Origin of the sequence: Enterobacter sp. 296B2, from assembly GCF_034106185.1 — a bacterium.
Taxonomy (GTDB): Bacteria; Pseudomonadota; Gammaproteobacteria; order Enterobacterales; family Enterobacteriaceae; genus Enterobacter; species Enterobacter cloacae_N.
Genome location: NZ_JAWNCA010000004.1, coordinates 1 through 17791, shown reverse-complemented (window position 1 = coordinate 17791; position 17791 = coordinate 1). Strand labels below are relative to the sequence as shown.

The following is a 17791-nucleotide window of genomic DNA, read 5'->3' as shown; positions in this document are numbered from 1 at the left end:
GGCATAATGGCCTGACTGCAAAATCAAAGGGGCTGATGTGGAAAAGGATCTCACACTCGTTGAACAGTTTCTCGACGCGCTGTGGCTGGAGAAAAATCTGGCTGAGAATACCCTCAGTGCCTACCGGCGCGATCTCTCCATGCTGGTGGAGTGGCTGGCGCGTCGGGAGCTATCGCTTGCAAGCGCGCAAAGTGACGACCTGCAGGCGCTGCTCGCTGAACGTGTAGAAGGGGGTTACAAAGCCACCAGTTCTGCACGCTTGCTCAGCGCAATGCGTCGGCTTTTCCAGCATCTCTACCGCGAGAAGATTCGCGGGGACGATCCCAGCGCGCTGCTGGCGTCCCCGAAACTCCCGCAGCGGCTGCCGAAAGATCTCAGCGAAGCACAAGTTGAGAGATTATTACAGTCACCGGCAGTTGACCTGCCGCTGGAGTTACGCGATAAAGCCATGCTTGAGTTATTGTATGCTACCGGCTTGCGCGTTTCGGAACTGGTTGGCCTGACGATGAGCGACATCAGCCTGCGTCAGGGCGTGGTGCGCGTCATCGGTAAAGGAAATAAGGAGAGGCTGGTGCCGCTGGGTGAAGAGGCGGTTTACTGGCTGGAGACGTACCTTGAGCATGGCCGTCCGTGGTTGCTTAATGGCGTGTCTATCGACGTCCTGTTTCCGAGCCAGCGCGCGCAGCAGATGACGCGGCAAACGTTCTGGCATCGCATCAAGCATTACGCCACACTGGCGGGTATCGACAGTGAAAAGCTCTCGCCGCACGTATTGCGTCACGCCTTCGCGACGCATTTGTTAAACCACGGCGCAGATTTACGCGTGGTGCAGATGCTGCTGGGACACAGCGATCTTTCAACGACGCAAATTTACACCCATGTCGCGACGGAACGCCTGCGGCAGCTACACCAACAGCACCACCCTCGTGCGTGAGTGCCGACAAATTGTAACAGGATCACATATGAAAAAGTCTTTCGCGCTGCTCACCCTGCTGGCAGCCTCATTTACCGGCTTCGCCCATGCGGACGACGCCGCTATCAAACAGTCTCTGGCTAAGCTTGGCGTCACCAGCAGCGACATCCAGCCTGCGCCGGTTGCCGGCATGAAAACGGTACTGACCAACAGCGGCGTGCTGTACGTCACCGAAGACGGCAAACACTTCATTCAAGGACCGCTGTACGACGTGAGCGGCGCGCAGCCGGTGAACGTCACCAACCAGCTGCTGATGAAAAACCTTAATGCGCTCGAAAAAGAGATGATCGTCTATAAAGCGGCGCAGGAAAAACACGTGATTACCGTCTTCACCGACATCACCTGCGGCTACTGCCACAAGCTGCATGAACAGATGAAAGACTACAACGCGCTGGGCATTACCGTGCGCTATCTGGCCTTCCCGCGCGCGGGGGTGCAGAGCCAGCCTGAACAGGACATGAAGGCGATCTGGTGTGCGAAAGACCGCAACAAAGCGTTTGATGACGCAATGAACGGCAAAGGCATTAAGCCTGCCTCCTGCGACATCGACATTGCTAACCACTACGCGCTGGGCGTGCAGTTTGGCGTGAGCGGTACGCCAGCGATTGTCCTGAGTAACGGCTATGTTGTTCCGGGTTATCAGGGACCAAAAGAGATGAAAGAGTTCCTCGACGCGCACCAGAAACAGTTTGGTGGTAAATAATTCGCGTGAAAGCCCCCATCAAATTGCGCCGCCGCGAGGCGGTTGAACCCGTTGATTTGCCGGACGATCTCCCGGCGCTGCTGAAGCGCCTCTACGCCAGCCGCGGCGTGCGTCGCGCTGAGGATCTTGAGCGCAGCGTGAAAGGGATGTTGCCCTGGCAGCAGCTGAACGGTATCGAGAAAGCTACCGAAATGCTCTATAACGCGCTTCGCGAGGGAACGCGCATTGTCGTGGTCGGAGATTTCGACGCCGACGGCGCAACCAGCACCGCGCTGAGTGTGCTCAGCCTGCGCGCACTGGGCTGCGATAACGTCACGTATCTGGTGCCGAACCGCTTTGAAGACGGCTATGGCCTCAGCCCGGAAGTTGTCGATCAGGCCCACGCCCGCGGTGCGCAGATGATCATGACCGTAGACAACGGGATCTCCTCCCATGCGGGCGTCGATCATGCTCACGCTTTGGGGATCCCGGTGCTGGTCACCGATCACCACCTGCCCGGCGATACGCTCCCCGCAGCGGAAGCGATTATTAACCCCAACCTGCGCGACTGCGATTTTCCATCGAAATCTCTCGCCGGCGTGGGCGTGGCGTTTTATCTGATGCTGGCGTTACGGACCCTGCTGCGTGATAAGGGCTGGTTCGAATCCCGCGGTATTGCCATACCAAACCTGGCCGAATACCTCGACCTGGTGGCGCTGGGCACCGTCGCGGACGTGGTGCCTCTTGATGCCAATAACCGCATTTTGACCTGGCAGGGCTTAAGCCGCATTCGTGCGGGCAAGTGCCGCCCCGGAATTAAGGCGCTGCTGGAGATTGCCAACCGCGATCCGCTCAAGCTGGCGGCAAGCGACCTGGGCTTTGCCCTCGGGCCGCGTCTGAATGCTGCCGGCAGGCTGGACGATATGTCCGTCGGCGTGGCGCTGCTGCTGTGCGACAACATAGGTGAAGCGCGCGTACTGGCCAACGAGCTGGACGCCCTGAACCAGACCCGTAAAGAGATTGAGCAGGGGATGCAGGCCGAAGCGCTGACCCTGTGCGAAAAGCTCGAACGCAGCGGCGATACGCTGCCGGGCGGGCTGGCGATGTACCATCCTGAGTGGCATCAGGGCGTGGTTGGCATTCTGGCGTCGCGCATTAAAGAGCGCTTCCACCGCCCGGTGATTGCGTTTGCACCCGCGGGCGACGGCACGTTGAAAGGCTCTGGCCGTTCGATTCAGGGGCTGCACATGCGCGATGCGCTTGAGCGTCTGGATACGCTATACCCGGGGCTGATGATCAAGTTCGGCGGCCACGCGATGGCGGCTGGCTTGTCGCTGGATGAGGCGAAATTCGACGAGTTCCAGCGCCTGTTTGGCGAGCTGGTCACCGAGTGGATTGACCCGGCGCTTCTGCAGGGAGAGGTGGTCTCTGACGGTGAGCTGTCTGTCTCCGAAATGACGATGGACGTGGCGCAGATGCTGCGCGATGCCGGTCCATGGGGGCAGATGTTCCCGGAACCGCTGTTCGACGGGCGATTCCGCCTGCTGCAGCAGCGTATCGTCGGCGAACGTCACCTGAAAGTGATGGTCGAGCCCGTGGGCGGCGGACCGCTGCTGGACGGCATTGCTTTCAACGTTGACACCTCTATCTGGCCGGACAACGGCGTGCGCGAGGTCGAACTGGCGTACAAACTGGATATCAACGAGTTTCGCGGTAACCGCACCCTTCAGATCATCATCGACAATATCTGGCCAATTTAGCGGCATAATCTCTATAAAAAAGGGCGTGGATTCGGTACAATCCCGCTCTTATCACCGCATTTTGACAAGTCCATAAAAGAAAACAGACCATGTTTGAAATTAATCCGGTAAAAAACCGTATTCAGGACCTCACGGAGCGCTCCGACGTTCTTAGGGGGTATCTTTGACTACGATGCCAAGAAAGAGCGTCTTGAAGAAGTAAACGCCGAGCTGGAACAGCCGGACGTCTGGAACGAACCTGAACGCGCACAGGCGCTGGGGAAAGAGCGTTCCTCTCTCGAAGCTATCGTAGATACGCTGGATCAAATGGCCCAGGGGCTGGAAGACGTTTCCGGTTTGCTGGAGCTGGCCGTCGAAGCCGACGACGAAGAGACCTTTAACGAAGCCGTGGCAGAACTCGACGTACTGGAAGAGAAGCTGGCGCAGCTGGAATTCCGTCGCATGTTCTCCGGCGAATACGACAGCGCTGACTGCTATCTCGATATTCAGGCAGGGTCTGGCGGTACCGAAGCACAGGACTGGGCCAGCATGCTGACGCGTATGTACCTGCGTTGGGCAGAGGCGCGCGGCTTCAAAACCGAAATTATCGAAGAGTCTGAAGGTGAAGTGGCCGGTATTAAATCCGTCACCATCAAGATCATTGGCGATTACGCCTACGGCTGGCTGCGTACCGAAACCGGCGTTCATCGTCTGGTGCGTAAGAGTCCGTTTGACTCCGGTGGCCGTCGTCATACCTCCTTCAGCTCCGCGTTTGTTTACCCGGAAGTTGACGAAGATATCGATATCGAAATTAACCCGGCGGACCTGCGTATTGACGTTTACCGTGCTTCCGGCGCGGGTGGTCAGCACGTTAACCGTACGGAGTCTGCGGTGCGTATTACCCACATTCCAACCGGGCTGGTAACACAGTGCCAGAACGACCGTTCCCAGCATAAGAACAAAGACCAGGCCATGAAGCAGATGAAAGCGAAGCTTTATGAGCTGGAGATGCAGAAGAAAAATGCTGAGAAACAGGCGATGGAAGATAACAAGTCCGACATCGGTTGGGGCAGCCAGATCCGTTCTTACGTCCTTGATGACTCCCGCATCAAAGACCTGCGTACCGGGGTTGAAACCCGCAACACGCAGGCGGTGCTGGACGGCAGCCTGGACCAATTTATCGAAGCAAGTTTGAAAGCAGGGTTATGAGGAACCAACATGTCTGAACAACAAGCACAGGGCGCTGACGCGGTAGTCGATCTTAACAACGAACTGAAAACCCGCCGCGAGAAGCTGGCAGCGCTGCGCGAGCAGGGCGTGCCGTTCCCGAACGATTTTCGTCGTGACCACACCTCAGACCAACTGCACGCTGAATTCGACGGTAAAGAGAACGAAGAGCTGGAAGCGCTGAACGTTGAAGTGGCCGTTGCAGGCCGCATGATGACCCGTCGTATCATGGGTAAAGCCTCTTTCGTGACCTTGCAGGACGTTGGCGGCCGTATTCAGCTGTACGTTTCCCGTGACGACCTGCCGGAAGGCATCTACAACGAGCAGTTCAAGAAGTGGGACCTGGGCGATATCCTGGGCGCGAAAGGTAAGCTGTTCAAAACCAAAACTGGTGAACTGTCTATCCACTGCACCGAGCTGCGTCTGCTGACCAAAGCCCTGCGCCCGCTGCCGGACAAGTTCCACGGCCTGCAGGATCAGGAAGCGCGCTACCGTCAGCGTTATCTGGATCTCATCTCTAACGATGAATCCCGTAAGACCTTCAAAATTCGCTCCCAGATCATGGCCGGTATCCGGCAGTTCATGGTGAACCGCGACTTTATGGAAGTGGAAACCCCGATGATGCAGGTGATCCCTGGCGGCGCGTCTGCGCGTCCGTTCATCACCCATCACAACGCCCTGGACCTGGACATGTACCTGCGTATCGCGCCGGAACTGTACCTGAAGCGTCTGGTGGTCGGTGGTTTCGACCGCGTATTCGAAATCAACCGTAACTTCCGTAACGAAGGTATCTCCGTTCGTCATAATCCAGAGTTCACCATGATGGAACTCTATATGGCGTATGCGGACTACAAAGATCTGATCGAGCTGACCGAGTCCCTGTTCCGTACCCTGGCTCAGGACATTCTGGGCACCACGCAGGTACCTTACGGTGAAGAAGTGTTCGACTTCGGCAAGCCGTTCGAAAAACTGACCATGCGCGAAGCGATCAAGAAATACCGTCCGGAAACCAACATGGCGGATCTGGATAACTTCGACTCTGCGAAAGCGATCGCTGAAAGCATCGGTATTAAAGTGGAGAAGAGCTGGGGTCTCGGCCGTATCGTAACCGAGATCTTCGAAGAAGTGGCGGAAGCACACCTGATTCAGCCGACCTTCATTACTGAATACCCGGCTGAAGTTTCTCCTCTGGCACGTCGTAATGACGAGAACCCGGAGATCACTGACCGCTTTGAATTCTTCATCGGCGGCCGTGAAATCGGCAACGGCTTTAGCGAGCTGAACGATGCAGAAGACCAGGCGCAGCGCTTCCAGGATCAGGTTGACGCGAAAGCGGCAGGCGACGACGAAGCGATGTTCTTCGATGAAGACTACGTGACCGCACTGGAGCACGGCCTGCCACCAACTGCAGGTCTGGGTATTGGTATCGACCGTATGGTTATGCTGTTCACCAACAGCCACACCATCCGTGACGTTATCCTGTTCCCGGCGATGCGTCCGGTGAAATAAGGCGTTAAGATGTAAAAAAGCCCCGAAAGGGGCTTTTTTATTGCGCCGCGAACGCTCTCAGAGCCTCTCGTGCGGTGGTTGCTTCCAGCACCATCCACGGGCTAAAGCTCCAGGGCGCGGCGTCCAGCGCGCGGAATAACGACTCCAGCCTGACCCACTCAAATTCCATTACTTCATCGTGATTAATACACAGTTCGCTGGTAACGCGTGCCGCGAAGACCGGGCAAATTTCGTTTTCCACGATGCCGGAAGGATCGGTTTCACGGTAGCGAAACTCGGAGGCGACAGGCGTAATCGCAGTGATTTCAGCACCGACCTCATAGCGGCAGCGGCGGATAATCGCCTCTTCCGTCTTTTCACCGGATTGAGGGTGCCCGCAGACGGAGTTCGTCCAGACGCCCGGCCAGGCTTTTTTGCTTAACGCGCGTCGTGTGACCAGACATTCGCCTTCGGCGTTAAAGAGCCAGGATGAGAACGCCAGGTGCAGGGGGGTTTGGGCAGTATGCGCGGCGTACTTCTCCTGAGTGCCAATCACCATTCCCTGGTCATTTACCAAAATAACGTGTTCTTGAATACTCATTCATGCTCCAGTGCCAACGATGCGGATGGTTTTGCACCATCAGCAGGGAACATTATACGGCATTCTTATACGAACGGTTTGTCTCCTGGAGCGGAAAAGGGCTGACCCATATCTCTCCGGGCTGGTATCATAGTGCGCCATTCACGCTGACCGAGGATCTGTTTTGTTTGCAGGAAGCCTGACGAGAAACCCCATCATCGCCATCTTTTGCCTGACGCTGACGCTATTCCTGGCAGGCTGTTCAGGGAGCAAATCATCGGATATGGGTAGCTATTCCGGTTCGGTCTATACCGTTAAGCGCGGGGATACGCTGTACCGGATTTCGCGCGCAACGGGGACCAGTGTGAAGGATCTGGCGCGCCTGAATAACATCTCTCCGCCGTACACCATCGAAGTGGGACAAAAGCTGAAGGTGAACGGCAGTTCATCCTCGGGCAAAAAATCCTCATCGAAAGGCAAAACCGCCAAAGTGACGCCGTCCTACCAGGTACCGCAATCGTCATGGCCGCCGGTTGGACAGCGCTGCTGGATTTGGCCTGCCAGCGGTAAAGTTGTTGCTCCTTACTCACTCTCTGAAGGTGGTAACAAGGGTATTGATATCGCCGCTGCGCGCGGTACGCCGGTTTATGCCTCCGGGGCAGGGAAGGTGGTTTACGTCGGTAACCAGTTGCGCGGCTACGGCAACCTGATCATGATTAAGCACGGCGAAGACTACATCACGGCCTATGCGCATAACGACACGATGCTGGTCAACAACGGTCAGAACGTGAAGGCGGGGCAAAAGATTGCCACGATGGGCAGCACGGGAACGGACTCGGTGAAGCTGCATTTCCAGATTCGCTATAAAGCGACGGCCATCGATCCGCAGCGTTATCTTCCTGCGCCCGGCAGCAAACCGAAGTGCTAAGTGATTATTTAATCGCCACTTAGTGGTGAAGAGGCTTGTATGAAAAGGCGTAAGGTCTATAATGCCTTACGCACCTCAAAGCGGGCGTAGTTCAATGGTAGAACGAGAGCTTCCCAAGCTCTATACGAGGGTTCGATTCCCTTCGCCCGCTCCATATCTCTCCCCTTGTTGCAAAACACCACCCAAAATTGGCTTAAATGTATTTCGCTATCAACAAGTTACTTAACATACGATGTCTGTTATCGTTCAACAATTGAATGACGGTTTACCAATAAGAGGTATGATCTGCTGCCCCCTGAATTAACCAGACAGGTCTTGTATCGTTTAGCGATATACCGGCAGTACAATTACGTTGCCTTTTAATTAAACAAGGATGTGCTTTGCTAATTACAGATTATGGCTCTTTCATGGTGCGCTTTTGCAGGCACCATGATCTTTTTGATTACGTGAATATGCAGCCCTGAATGTGTATTCAGAACCGATATTACCCCACTGGTGTTTATTAGGCATGAAGTTAGTGTGTTACTTCCGCTCAGATACCCTAACCGAAAGCGTGCTGTGTTTCAGGATAGCGTTAATCGAGACGCGTCTTGTTTCTAATCACAGCCGATACTGAGAGGATATACAACATAATAAAGAGTAATGCCGTGTGTTTATTGCCTGTTGGTGTAGCGCATATGTTGATCATGTGCGCTACACAATTTTTTAATCCTGTTTTGAACATCGAACTGCCATCCAGCATTCATGCCGAATAGCAGACCGACACTCCTGTAGATTATCCCTTAATTTTTAGCTCCTTAATTCTGAAATCATTCCCCATACTTGCTGTAACATGGCTGACTACCGCGAGTTCAGCCTGACTGCTCGCGGCTTTGAATTTTCCACTCAGGGTTACCCATTCATTCGCCTGCTTCAGCTCCAGCGGTGCGGAGATGTCTTTGCCATCCGCACGGAGAGAAATTTTTGGCGCTTCATATTTTCCAATAATGCGCGCAGCTTTCAGCGTCCAGGTATATTCATGCCCGGCAGTCAGACCTGTCAGCGTCTTTTTGAGGATCTCTCCGGCATGATTTTTATTGGGCCTGGTAATAAACTCGACGGCGCGGGCGCTGGCGTCAACCAGGTAAAGATCGTGCCCGGCAGGTCCCGCCTGCCAGCTATTCCAGTTATCACGTTCAAAGTTGGTTAAATCTTCAAACGGTGCTGTCCTCGCTGTAATATCCGCCTCGCGATACACTTCAACGCTGAATTCGCCCGAGTTGTCTTTGTACTGGTCTTTACCATCGGCATAAATCAGCGTCAGAATACCTTCAGCAGGAATTGACCAGCGATATTTATGGTTGCCAACCGGATATGTTTCACCCCCAATCCGTGCCAGAAGTGAAGGATTGCGTATCGTTAGCGGTTCGCCCTCTCTGGGAATACGTCCCTGTGGCGCGGTCAGAGCAAAAGTTTCGCTACCATTTTTGGCCCAGCCATCGGCCAGAATCGTAATGATCTCCCCTCGTTTGAGGGAAAGGCCTGTATTTATCCCTTCGGCACTTTTTGCATCAACTTTTCCTGACCAGATTAAATTTGCGCTCATGTCTGACTCCTGTGAGAGTGGCGTACAATTTCGCCATTGAAAGATAGTCCTTGCGAAATGAGTTTTTTAATGACTCACATCGGCTAACAGCCTGATAAAGCGAATAAATGAATCTGTATGTATTACACTTTACGCATATTCATTTCCGGAATGTTTTCGGCTCGAAAGAGAATAGTCAGGCTGTATATACAATTCAAAAGCTGGAACGGCCTGTTTCGGCTTGATATTTTGTAATTATTTAAAAAACAACAAATATTTGTTGTTTTATTAGGAATAATCTTAATGAAGTGATGTGTAAGAAGAAAAGATTGTTCAGGTTTTAATAGTCTTTTCTCGCCAGTGTTTTCATAGGTATTAGAGCAAGCACCAACAAATATCAGTTACCTATTACCGACGTTCTTGGTGGAAAATTCAAAAATAAACAGAGTTTCTTTTTACTCATGTTTTTCTATCTGATATCACTTCCCCCTCATACTTGTCTGATCAATGACTGTTGTAGTCTATACTGGCCATTACCCAACGCTAAAAGGCTGTGTTATGAATATTTTACCTCCTGTTCGGCCTGAACAATCCATTGAACGTTTGACGGCGATCCTTGAGCCAATGGCAGAGAAAGTGAAGCTCGCGCCGCGCAAGCGGATCACCTGGAAACACAAAGGCCACCAGCAGATGTACCTTTTTCAGGACGGGGAGCTTTCGCTGCTGCGGGCCTCTGATGGACTGCTCTTAGTGACCGTTTTCGAGCCTCATCTGTTCGGCATTGCCGAGATGATCCAGCCGACACAAGGGCATATTTTACGTGCAGAAAGAGAGTCTATAATTTTACGTGCTGATGCAGATGAAGCAGCTGCGCTATTTCGTGAAAAGGGCGTCTGGGAAGACGTTGCGGCCTTACTGTCGTATCATACGGCGTATCTGATTTATCGTGATGCGCAGGTCGTGCAGCAACGTACCTATTCCGTGATTCGTAGCTATCTGCAGGAGATGATATTACTTCCCGAAGAGGCGCGTATGCGGACGAGCATTCTGGAATATATTCAGGATCGTACGCTTCTTTCACGCAGCAGCATTCTCAACGTATTATCGGCGCTTAAGCAAGGTCAATATATTGCGTTTAAGCGCGGCGGTTATTTACTGGAAGTGGGAAATTTACCTGAGTCGTTCTAAAATTTAAAATTAAACAGAAAAGCATTTCACGTTGTTCTCGTTTGTCTATATCGTTTGCTCACTGATAATATTTAGCAGAGTAAACGGGATTCGTATGAAGAAGACACTTTTTGCATTAATTATTGCTAACGCGTTCACTGCAACGGCTGCATTTGCAGCTGCGGATACAGGTACATGGTATAGCGGGGCTAAATTTGGCTGGTCACACTATTTTGACGCCAGCACAGGTTCTAAAGCGAGCGATAATAACAATGGCTCAAGCCAGTATAATATCGATCATGATAACGTCGGCGGTGGGGTTTACGCTGGCTATCAGATGACACCCTGGCTCGCAGTAGAAGGTGGTTATGATTATTTAGGAAATATGCAGATGAAAGGCAACCATAGTGCGGGCGCACAAATGAAAAGCCAGGGGCTGCAGATGTCCTTAAAAGCAAGCTATGCCGTGACCGACAGCTGGGATATCTATGGGCGTGCCGGGGCGATGGCGTATCGCGCAGAATCTGATGTAAGTGGTCACAATCGTTTTGATACAGGCATTCGCCCGCTTGCCGCAGTGGGGACGGAGTATGCGTTCAACAAAAATTTGGCTGGCCGCCTGGAATATCAATGGGTAAGCAATGTGGGTAACGCCAACCAGATTGGCGTCAGCAGCGACGTAAGCTCCGTAACGGCAGGCCTGACATGGCGATTCGGACAGCACGATTAATCGTTGTTAGCCTCTCAATTAAAAAAGCCCAGCTGCTCAGCAGTTGGGCTTTTTGGTATTTAAGTGACTAAAGGCTGAAGGGCAAGTTTAATCTTTTGCAGACCGGTAATATTTTTATCTTTCAGGTATTGCTGATTAATCATTTCCAGCTGTTCCAGTTTTGTCAGCGAGGCGTAGACCGGCTGAACGGGGCTATCTTCGGTGAAAATATCCTTTGCGGTGGCGTGCTGTAAATACTGTGATTTCAGCTGTGTTGCTATTTTATTTATCTGTATTTTATTTTCTTCATAAAGTGCAGCTATATGTGATGTCGGAACGGCAGGCGGTTTTTCTCCCGGTAAAACTAGCGGGACCTGCAGATGGTGTATTTGTTCAACCTTATCTGGCTCAGAAGCGCTGCAGGCGGTTAATAAATTGAGGCTGAGCAGAGTCAGTAATAATGGCCGTGTCTTCATGGGTAACTCATGTTAAATAAGCAGAGCGGACATTATCGTAAACGACAGGCTCATCTTCAGATTAAACTTGTTTAATTTTAAACATCTCACCGGGGATACTCAGTAACAGAATGTCGGATCACGCTTAATGCGTAAAACAGCCAGTATGCGCACCCACCGATGTACGCAGGGGGACGCAATCCGGCGAAAAGTGTTGCGAGCTGGCTTTTCGTTTTTAGCGTGATAGCTATCGGGATCCCATAAGGCTATGCTTCATTCAGCACGAGAATAATTACAGAGGCAATGTCATGGATAAAGAACTACTGGATGCAGGCTACCGGGCCTATACCGGCGAGAAAATTGACGTTTACTTCAACACCGGGATCTGCAAACACTCCGGTAACTGCGTGCGTGGGAGCGCAAAGCTGTTTAATCTGAAGCGTAAGCCGTGGATTGTTCCTGATGAAGTGGACGTGGAAACGGTTGTACGCGTGATTGATACCTGCCCGAGCGGTGCGCTGAAGTACCGCCAAAAATAAGCGAGGAACCATGGATATTCTGGAAGGCCACAACAAGTTTTACGTAAACGATGCGAACGGCAATCAGGTCGCTGAGATTGTCTTCGTGCCGACCGGCGAGCACCTGAGCATTATTGAGCATACCGATGTCGATCCGAGCCTGAAGGGGCAGGGTGTGGGCAAGCAGCTGGTGGCGAAAGTGGTTGAGAAGATGCGCGGTGAGAACCGCAAAATTATCCCGCTGTGCCCGTTTGCGAAGCATGAATTTGATAACACGCGGGAATATGACGATATTCGGGCGTAAAACACACCGGCGATGGCCGGTGTTTTTTTATCTCATCTGTTCAAACAGCAATACCAACGCGATCATCACCATTATCCCGCCCGATGCCATGCTCACCAGACGCGCCGCCTGTGGCCGGGTCGCCAGCACCGCTCTCGAACCATACCCCACCAGCAGATAGACCAGCGTGCAGGTGATCAGGTGCATCACGCCAAGCGCGGACATCTGCATCGCTATCGACCAGCTTCCTGCAGGGTCTGTAAACTGCGGAAGCAGCGCCAGAAAAAGCAAAAAAACTTTCGGGTTAAGGCCGCTAATGCAGAGCCCTTTCACCGCCCACTGTTTCCAGTTTCCCGCGTGGTGGGTGGCCTTTTCCGGCGCGGCGGGGTGACGTAATAGCGTAATGCCAAGCCACAGGAGATACACGGCCCCCGCAATGGTCAGCCCGGTTAGCGCCAGCGGATGTTGGGCAATCAGTACGCCTACGCCAGCCACCACGATCAGCGTGGCTAACAAATGCCCGGACATCAACCCCATCACCGCCGGCACCACGCGCCGCCCGTTAATCCCGGCGCTAATGGCGTAGGCCCAGTCGGCGCCAGGCGTTATGATGAGCAGAAACGAAACCACCCAAAAGCCGGCCACAATACTCATTTCCATCGTCCTGAAGACTCCTGCAGTGCGTCAAAGTTGAGAAAAAGAATATCGCTAACCCTGCGAAATAGGCTTTCAATGTTATGCTCATAACACCGTCAAAATGAGAAAATCTTCCACATGGATAGCATCGATCGAAAAATTCTTGCGGAGCTGCAGTCCGATGGCCGCTTATCCCTTACCGAGCTGGCTGAACGGGTGAATCTGAGCCTTTCGCCGTGCCATCGTCGCGTCCGGGCGCTGGAGCAAAGCGGGGCCATAACGGGATACCGTGCCAGCCTTGACCCCGCCAAAATGGGCTTTAACTTTCTGGCGATAGTGTTTGCGACGCTAAAAGAGGGGGACCGAAAGGCGGTAAGCGCGTTTGAAGAGGCGGTAGAAGAGATCCCTCAGATCGTGCTGGCACAGCGTCTGTTTGGCGATCCGGATTATCTGATGCACGTTGTGACCCGCGACCTGTCGGCCTTTCAGAAACTCTATGACGAGAAACTCTCCGCCATGCCTGGCGTGCAGCACCTTCGCTCTACGCTTGTCATGAAAACGGTAGTGCAGGACAGACCTTTTCCGCTGGAGTCAGCAGGGCGAGACTGAGAGGCATGCCCGACAGAATGCCGGGCATGAGTATGTTTAGCCCACAAACATCACCGACACGCACAGCACGCCGACGATCAGCGTCAGCAGGCTGCCAATGGAACGGTATTGTTTCAGGGAGGGGATCAGATACGTCGACAGCGTCGGCATGATAAACAAAATCATGGCGATAAGCGGACCGCTGATGGCGTAAATCATCGAAATGGCGTTCGGGTTAATGCAGCAGACGGCAAAGGTGATTAACGACACCCCCATAATGGAAAGCGCGCGGTTGAAGGCGCGGCTTTTTTTTACGCCGATCTGATTTAGTGACGACTTCACGATCTCCGTCGCCCCTTCAATCACCCCAAAATAGGTGCCGAGGAACGATTTTGACATCGCAACAATCGCCACCACAATGCCAGAAATACCCAGCCACGCCGGTGAAGAAGGCATCATCGACAGCGCGGACAGGATCGTTACCCCTTGCTCTTTGGCGGCTACAATATACGACGGTGGAATAGAGAGCAGGCAGCTGAAGACAAAGAACAGCACGCTCAGGCAGATGATCAGGTACGCCACCTTCATGATTTTATTGCATTTATCCATGGCGCCGTCGGCAAATTTCTCGCGACGGTCAACGGCAAATGTGGAGATAATCGGGGTATGGCTGAACGCAAACACCATCACCGGAATCGAAATCCAAACCTGGTGCAGCGTATGGCGATCGACGGCCATCTGGCTGGTCAGCAGCGAGGGTTGCCAGCTGCCGATCAGGTAGAGCGAGACAAACAGGAAATAGGCAATCAGCGGAAACACCAGGAAGCCCATCACTTTTATTGTGATATGCCGTCCCATCAGGAAGATCAGATTCAGAACCAGCACCACGCCCAGGCTGACCAGCACGCGAACGACGATATCTACCGTCAGGTGTTTCGCCAGCTGTTCGGTTAACGAGTTGGTGATGGCCACCGCATATATCTGCACCACCACAAAGAAGGCGATGAAATAGAGCGTGGTGATCAGGTTGCCAATCTTCTTACCATAGTAGTGGGAGACGGCGCCGGTGATCCCTTCATTACCTTTTGTTTTTGAAGAGAGAATAAATTGCGTTAGCGCCCGGTGCGGCCAGTAGGTTAACGGATAGGCCACAAGGGCGGTGATAAACAGGACAATAGCGCCTGCGGAGCCCAGCTGAATGGGCAAGAACAGCGTTCCTGCGCCCACGGCCGTGCCATAGAGAGCGAAACTCCAGAGAGTCTCATCTTTTGACCAAATTTTCGACATTAGAGCAACGTTTCAACTAACAAACCATCAGAATGGCGTGCAATTTACCATAGTTATGCCTGAAGAGCGCAGTTGCTTCGACGGAGTTTGGCCGGAACGGGCGTCCGGCCAGCGTGATTTTAGCCTGCCAGAGCGCGTCGTTGCTGGCGGCGCTTAAGAAATTTCTCGCGCAGGTTATCGTATGCCCAGTTATAGAACATGGTGTACGGCAGGAAGAACAGGAAGAAACCTATTTCCAGCGTAAATGCCTGAAGCAAGGTCACGCCCAGCACGGCGGCGACAATCGACACGCCAATCACAATAAACCCACATTCGAACCCCAGCGCGTGCAGCGCACGCACTTTTGCCGTACGTTTTACGCGCTGGACAGGCCAGAAACGGTCGAAGCCGAAGTTATAGATAATGTTCCAGAGCATGGCGGTGGTAGCCAGGATAATGGTTAACCCGCCCATCTCCACCACGGAGCGCTGCATCAGCCACGCCGCCGTGGGGGCGAGAATTGCCGTGGCAATCCCTTCGAAACAGACAGCGTGGAAGATCCGCTCCGGCAGCTTACGTTGGAGTACATCCTGGTGTTGCATAGTGTAGACCTCATTAATTCGCCGGTATGGGCGTTGATGCAGCCTATTTTTATCGCTAAAGCTGATATATTAAAGATGGTATCCATCGATAAAGTAGATAGGTTATGCACTATTCACCTGAAGCCCTTACCGCGTTTGTTGAGACCGTTGCGGCAGGCTCTTTCTCTGCTGCCGCGCGCCGGCTGCGTAAAAGCCAGTCGACGATCAGCACCTCCATTGCCAATCTTGAGGCCGATCTGGGTTTCGAACTGTTTGACCGCTCGGCGCGGCAGCCGGTGCTAACGGTCCAGGGGGAACAGGTGCTGGGCTACGTGCAGGCCATCCTCGCCGCCAGCACGCGGCTTGATGAGCTGGCGGTGTCGTTAACGGCACGAACCGAAGCGCGTTTGACGTTTGTCCTTTCCGATACCCTCAACCCGGACGTGCTGGAAGATCTGATGAAGCAGTTTGACGCCCGCTTTCCCCATACGGAATTCGAATGTCTGATTGGCGAGGAAGAAGACGTGATCGATCTGCTGCAAAAGGAGCGCGCGCAGGTGGGTCTGACGGAAGCGCGAGACAGTTATCCTACGGATATTGGCGCCACCCGGCTGCCGGTGCAGACCCGAATGGCGATATATGTCGCGACCACGCACCCGCTCGCCGGGCAACACGAGGTGCAGAGCGACGAGCTGCACGGCTGGCGGGAGCTGAGGCTCAGCACCTACCTTGAGCGCGAGGCTGAGATTGCTCGGGGGCCCGTCTGGTCAGCGCCGAACTACCTGTTACTGCTGAGTATGGCCGTCCAGGGTTTCGGCTGGTGCGTGCTGCCGTGCGCGCTGGTGGATGAATTCGCCGCGGCGAAATCGCTGGTACAGCTCAATGTTCCCGGCTGGCCAAGGGCGATCGGCATCGATTTGCTGTGGAATAAACGATCCCCGCCCGGCGTTGCCGGAAGCTGGCTGCGGCAGTATCTGCAGGATGCGCGCTAATCCTTGTGATTAAACTCACTATTTTTAAACAATTAAGATAATTGCCAGTAACAATCCTCTACTATCGTCATGTCATTTAACACAGAGGTCGTGATGAAAGATGTCGTAATAGTGGGTGCGTTGCGTACGGCTATCGGCTGTTTTCAGGGAGCGCTTGCGCGTCACTCGGCGGTTGACCTGGGCAGCGTGGTAGTTAAAGCGCTGGTGGAACGTAGCGGGATCGCCGCACATGAAGTTGATGAAGTGATCCTGGGGCAGGTTCTCACGGCCGGAGCCGGGCAGAACCCTGCGCGCCAGGCGGCGCTGAAGGGCGGGTTGCCCAATACCGTATCCGCCATCACCATTAACGACGTCTGTGGTTCAGGATTAAAAGCGCTGCATCTCGCCACCCAGGCCATTCAGTGCGGTGAAGCGGATGTGGTTATTGCTGGCGGACAAGAGAACATGAGCCGCGCGCCGCACGTTCTGACCGACAGCCGTACCGGCGCGCAACTGGGCAACAGCCAGCTGCTCGACAGCCTCGTGCATGACGGGCTGTGGGATGCGTTCAACGACTATCATATGGGCGTGACGGCAGAAAATCTGGCGCGCGAGTACGGCATCAGCCGCGAACTGCAGGACGCCTATGCGCTAAGTTCGCAGCAAAAAGCGCGTGCCGCGATTGATTCCGGTCGTTTTCGCGACGAGATTGTCCCGGTCAGCACGCAGCGTCAGAACGGTGAGGTTATCGTTATAGATACCGATGAACAGCCGCGCACCGATGCCAGTGCTGAAGGCCTGGCAAGACTGAATCCCGCGTTTGAGACCCAGGGCTCGGTCACGGCGGGAAATGCCTCTTCCATTAACGACGGCGCCGCGGCCGTCATGATGATGAGTGAAAGCAAAGCCCTTGAACTCGATCTCCCCGTGCTGGCCCGCATTAAGGCATTTGCCAGCGTGGGCGTGGATCCTGCGTTAATGGGGATCGCGCCGGTCTACGCTACCCGCCGCTGCCTGGAGCGCGCAGGGTGGCAGCTTTCTGATGTGGATCTGATTGAAGTGAACGAAGCCTTTGCCGCGCAGGCGATCTCGGTCGGCAAAATGCTGGAGTGGGATCCGCTGCGGGTCAACGTAAACGGCGGGGCCATTGCGCTGGGGCATCCCATCGGTGCGTCCGGTTGCCGAATCCTGGTCTCCCTGGTCCACGAAATGAAAAAGCGAAACGCCCGCAAAGGGATAGCTACTCTCTGTATAGGCGGCGGACAAGGGGTGGCGCTGGCCATTGAGCGCTAATCTTACCTCATTAAAAAAAACCTCCTTCGGGAGTAATGCCAGTCAGTTAAGCAACTGACTGGCTTTTTTTCGGGGCTGTGGGGTATCTCCAGGGCCTTTCCTTTACCACCCTCGGGAAGGCCCTTTCCCTTCTTGTCGGCAAC

At 53.7% G+C, this 17791-nt stretch carries 20 protein-coding genes and 1 tRNA gene; 14 read left to right on the top strand and 7 right to left on the bottom strand.

What is annotated here, in order from left to right; all coding sequences use genetic code 11:
- Positions 1-37: 37 nt before the first annotated feature.
- The 5 genes from xerD (at position 38) to lysS (ending at position 6130) form a co-directional block, all read left to right on the top strand.
- Positions 38-934: a site-specific tyrosine recombinase XerD gene (gene xerD, locus URZ40_RS04040; protein ID WP_116341893.1), complete on the top strand. Its 897-nt coding sequence runs from the start codon at positions 38-40 to the stop codon at positions 932-934.
- Positions 935-962: 28 nt separating this feature from the next.
- On the top strand, positions 963-1676 hold the full coding sequence (dsbC, locus tag URZ40_RS04035) for a bifunctional protein-disulfide isomerase/oxidoreductase DsbC (protein WP_116341891.1): 714 nt from the start codon (positions 963-965) through the stop codon (positions 1674-1676).
- A gap of 5 nt (positions 1677-1681) precedes the next feature.
- Complete coding sequence (gene recJ, locus URZ40_RS04030; protein WP_116341889.1) at positions 1682-3415, top strand: single-stranded-DNA-specific exonuclease RecJ; 1734 nt, start codon at positions 1682-1684, stop codon at positions 3413-3415.
- Positions 3416-3504: 89 nt separating this feature from the next.
- Positions 3505-4603, top strand: a protein-coding gene (gene prfB, locus URZ40_RS04025) for a peptide chain release factor 2 (protein ID WP_096059326.1) whose coding sequence is annotated in 2 segments (ribosomal slippage) — positions 3505-3579 and positions 3581-4603 — 1098 coding nt in all. Because the reading frame shifts where the segments join, the coding sequence is not laid out codon by codon here.
- 9 nt (positions 4604-4612) lie between these two features.
- Entirely contained in the window at positions 4613-6130 is a 1518-nt protein-coding gene (lysS, locus tag URZ40_RS04020) for a lysine--tRNA ligase (protein WP_320719821.1), read from the top strand.
- Positions 6131-6167: 37 nt separating this feature from the next.
- On the opposite strand, the gene idi is transcribed toward lysS, so the two are convergent.
- Positions 6168-6710, bottom strand: coding sequence for an isopentenyl-diphosphate Delta-isomerase (gene idi, locus URZ40_RS04015; RefSeq protein ID WP_116341887.1), 543 nt, complete (start codon positions 6708-6710; stop codon positions 6168-6170).
- Positions 6711-6873: 163 nt separating this feature from the next.
- Here idi and actS point away from each other — a divergent pair, with 163 nt between their 5' ends.
- Positions 6874-7617, top strand: coding sequence for an amidase activator ActS (actS, locus tag URZ40_RS04010; RefSeq protein WP_041908359.1), 744 nt, complete (start codon positions 6874-6876; stop codon positions 7615-7617).
- An 80-nt stretch (positions 7618-7697) separates the two neighbouring features.
- Positions 7698-7771 (top strand) — tRNA-Gly (locus tag URZ40_RS04005).
- 621 nt (positions 7772-8392) lie between these two features.
- On the opposite strand, the gene URZ40_RS04000 is transcribed toward URZ40_RS04005, so the two are convergent.
- Entirely contained in the window at positions 8393-9202 is an 810-nt protein-coding gene (locus URZ40_RS04000; protein WP_316380097.1) for a LecA/PA-IL family lectin, read from the bottom strand.
- 537 nt (positions 9203-9739) lie between these two features.
- On the opposite strand from URZ40_RS04000, the gene URZ40_RS03995 reads away from it, so the two are divergent.
- Together URZ40_RS03995 and URZ40_RS03990 are read left to right on the top strand one after the other, a co-directional pair.
- The gene (locus tag URZ40_RS03995) at positions 9740-10369 is read left to right on the top strand and encodes a helix-turn-helix domain-containing protein (RefSeq protein WP_320719820.1); all 630 of its coding nucleotides are present in this window, start codon (positions 9740-9742) and stop codon (positions 10367-10369) included.
- 94 nt (positions 10370-10463) lie between these two features.
- A complete protein-coding gene (locus URZ40_RS03990; RefSeq protein WP_302221267.1) occupies positions 10464-11078 on the top strand; it encodes an outer membrane beta-barrel protein in 615 nt (204 codons plus the stop codon).
- Between the two features lie 59 nt (positions 11079-11137).
- Here URZ40_RS03990 and URZ40_RS03985 read toward each other — a convergent pair whose 3' ends face one another.
- A complete protein-coding gene (locus tag URZ40_RS03985) occupies positions 11138-11533 on the bottom strand; it encodes a hypothetical protein (RefSeq protein WP_192982598.1) in 396 nt (131 codons plus the stop codon).
- A 287-nt stretch (positions 11534-11820) separates the two neighbouring features.
- Between URZ40_RS03985 and yjdI the strand changes: the two genes are divergently transcribed.
- Both yjdI and URZ40_RS03975 read left to right on the top strand, forming a co-directional pair.
- The gene (gene yjdI, locus URZ40_RS03980; RefSeq protein WP_032660181.1) at positions 11821-12051 is read left to right on the top strand and encodes a 4Fe-4S mono-cluster protein YjdI; all 231 of its coding nucleotides are present in this window, start codon (positions 11821-11823) and stop codon (positions 12049-12051) included.
- 10 nt (positions 12052-12061) lie between these two features.
- Positions 12062-12334, top strand: a complete 273-nt coding sequence (locus tag URZ40_RS03975) for a GNAT family N-acetyltransferase (RefSeq protein WP_013098585.1) — start codon at positions 12062-12064, stop codon at positions 12332-12334.
- A 27-nt stretch (positions 12335-12361) separates the two neighbouring features.
- Here the strand turns inward: URZ40_RS03975 and URZ40_RS03970 are convergent, their stop codons facing one another.
- Positions 12362-12973, bottom strand: a complete 612-nt coding sequence (locus tag URZ40_RS03970) for a LysE family translocator (protein WP_316380099.1) — start codon at positions 12971-12973, stop codon at positions 12362-12364.
- A 114-nt stretch (positions 12974-13087) separates the two neighbouring features.
- Between URZ40_RS03970 and URZ40_RS03965 the strand changes: the two genes are divergently transcribed.
- Positions 13088-13558, top strand: a complete 471-nt coding sequence (locus URZ40_RS03965) for an Lrp/AsnC family transcriptional regulator (protein WP_061097185.1) — start codon at positions 13088-13090, stop codon at positions 13556-13558.
- A gap of 36 nt (positions 13559-13594) precedes the next feature.
- Here the strand turns inward: URZ40_RS03965 and URZ40_RS03960 are convergent, their stop codons facing one another.
- Both URZ40_RS03960 and URZ40_RS03955 read right to left on the bottom strand, forming a co-directional pair.
- Positions 13595-14824, bottom strand: a complete 1230-nt coding sequence (locus URZ40_RS03960; protein WP_116341867.1) for an amino acid permease — start codon at positions 14822-14824, stop codon at positions 13595-13597.
- 119 nt (positions 14825-14943) lie between these two features.
- Positions 14944-15405, bottom strand: a complete 462-nt coding sequence (locus URZ40_RS03955) for a multidrug/biocide efflux PACE transporter (RefSeq protein ID WP_116341865.1) — start codon at positions 15403-15405, stop codon at positions 14944-14946.
- A 104-nt stretch (positions 15406-15509) separates the two neighbouring features.
- Here URZ40_RS03955 and URZ40_RS03950 point away from each other — a divergent pair, with 104 nt between their 5' ends.
- Together URZ40_RS03950 and URZ40_RS03945 are read left to right on the top strand one after the other, a co-directional pair.
- The gene (locus URZ40_RS03950) at positions 15510-16376 is read left to right on the top strand and encodes a LysR family transcriptional regulator (RefSeq protein ID WP_116341863.1); all 867 of its coding nucleotides are present in this window, start codon (positions 15510-15512) and stop codon (positions 16374-16376) included.
- A 93-nt stretch (positions 16377-16469) separates the two neighbouring features.
- Positions 16470-17648 (top strand): acetyl-CoA C-acetyltransferase, encoded by a 1179-nt coding sequence (locus tag URZ40_RS03945; protein ID WP_316380100.1) that lies wholly within the window; start codon positions 16470-16472, stop codon positions 17646-17648.
- 46 nt (positions 17649-17694) lie between these two features.
- Here the strand turns inward: URZ40_RS03945 and URZ40_RS03940 are convergent.
- Positions 17695-17791: hypothetical protein (locus tag URZ40_RS03940; RefSeq protein WP_228265688.1), on the bottom strand; the 97-nt coding region annotated here is incomplete at its 5' end.

Excerpts from the sequence above, each read along its gene's own strand:
- lysS (WP_320719821.1), top strand. The coding sequence starts at position 4,613 with ATGTCTGAACAACAAGCACAGGGCGCTGACGCGGTAGTCGATCTTAAC.
- URZ40_RS03960 (WP_116341867.1), bottom strand. The coding sequence starts at position 14,824 with ATGTCGAAAATTTGGTCAAAAGATGAGACTCTCTGGAGTTTCGCTCTC.
- URZ40_RS03995 (WP_320719820.1), top strand. The coding sequence starts at position 9,740 with ATGAATATTTTACCTCCTGTTCGGCCTGAACAATCCATTGAACGTTTG.
- URZ40_RS04000 (WP_316380097.1), bottom strand. The coding sequence starts at position 9,202 with ATGAGCGCAAATTTAATCTGGTCAGGAAAAGTTGATGCAAAAAGTGCC.
- URZ40_RS03985 (WP_192982598.1), bottom strand. The coding sequence starts at position 11,533 with ATGAAGACACGGCCATTATTACTGACTCTGCTCAGCCTCAATTTATTA.
- dsbC (WP_116341891.1), top strand. The coding sequence starts at position 963 with ATGAAAAAGTCTTTCGCGCTGCTCACCCTGCTGGCAGCCTCATTTACC.
- idi (WP_116341887.1), bottom strand. The coding sequence starts at position 6,710 with ATGAGTATTCAAGAACACGTTATTTTGGTAAATGACCAGGGAATGGTG.
- URZ40_RS03955 (WP_116341865.1), bottom strand. The coding sequence starts at position 15,405 with ATGCAACACCAGGATGTACTCCAACGTAAGCTGCCGGAGCGGATCTTC.
- yjdI (WP_032660181.1), top strand. The coding sequence starts at position 11,821 with ATGGATAAAGAACTACTGGATGCAGGCTACCGGGCCTATACCGGCGAG.
- URZ40_RS03965 (WP_061097185.1), top strand. The coding sequence starts at position 13,088 with ATGGATAGCATCGATCGAAAAATTCTTGCGGAGCTGCAGTCCGATGGC.
- URZ40_RS03970 (WP_316380099.1), bottom strand. The coding sequence starts at position 12,973 with ATGGAAATGAGTATTGTGGCCGGCTTTTGGGTGGTTTCGTTTCTGCTC.
- URZ40_RS03950 (WP_116341863.1), top strand. The coding sequence starts at position 15,510 with ATGCACTATTCACCTGAAGCCCTTACCGCGTTTGTTGAGACCGTTGCG.
- URZ40_RS03975 (WP_013098585.1), top strand. The coding sequence starts at position 12,062 with ATGGATATTCTGGAAGGCCACAACAAGTTTTACGTAAACGATGCGAAC.
- URZ40_RS03990 (WP_302221267.1), top strand. The coding sequence starts at position 10,464 with ATGAAGAAGACACTTTTTGCATTAATTATTGCTAACGCGTTCACTGCA.
- URZ40_RS03945 (WP_316380100.1), top strand. The coding sequence starts at position 16,470 with ATGAAAGATGTCGTAATAGTGGGTGCGTTGCGTACGGCTATCGGCTGT.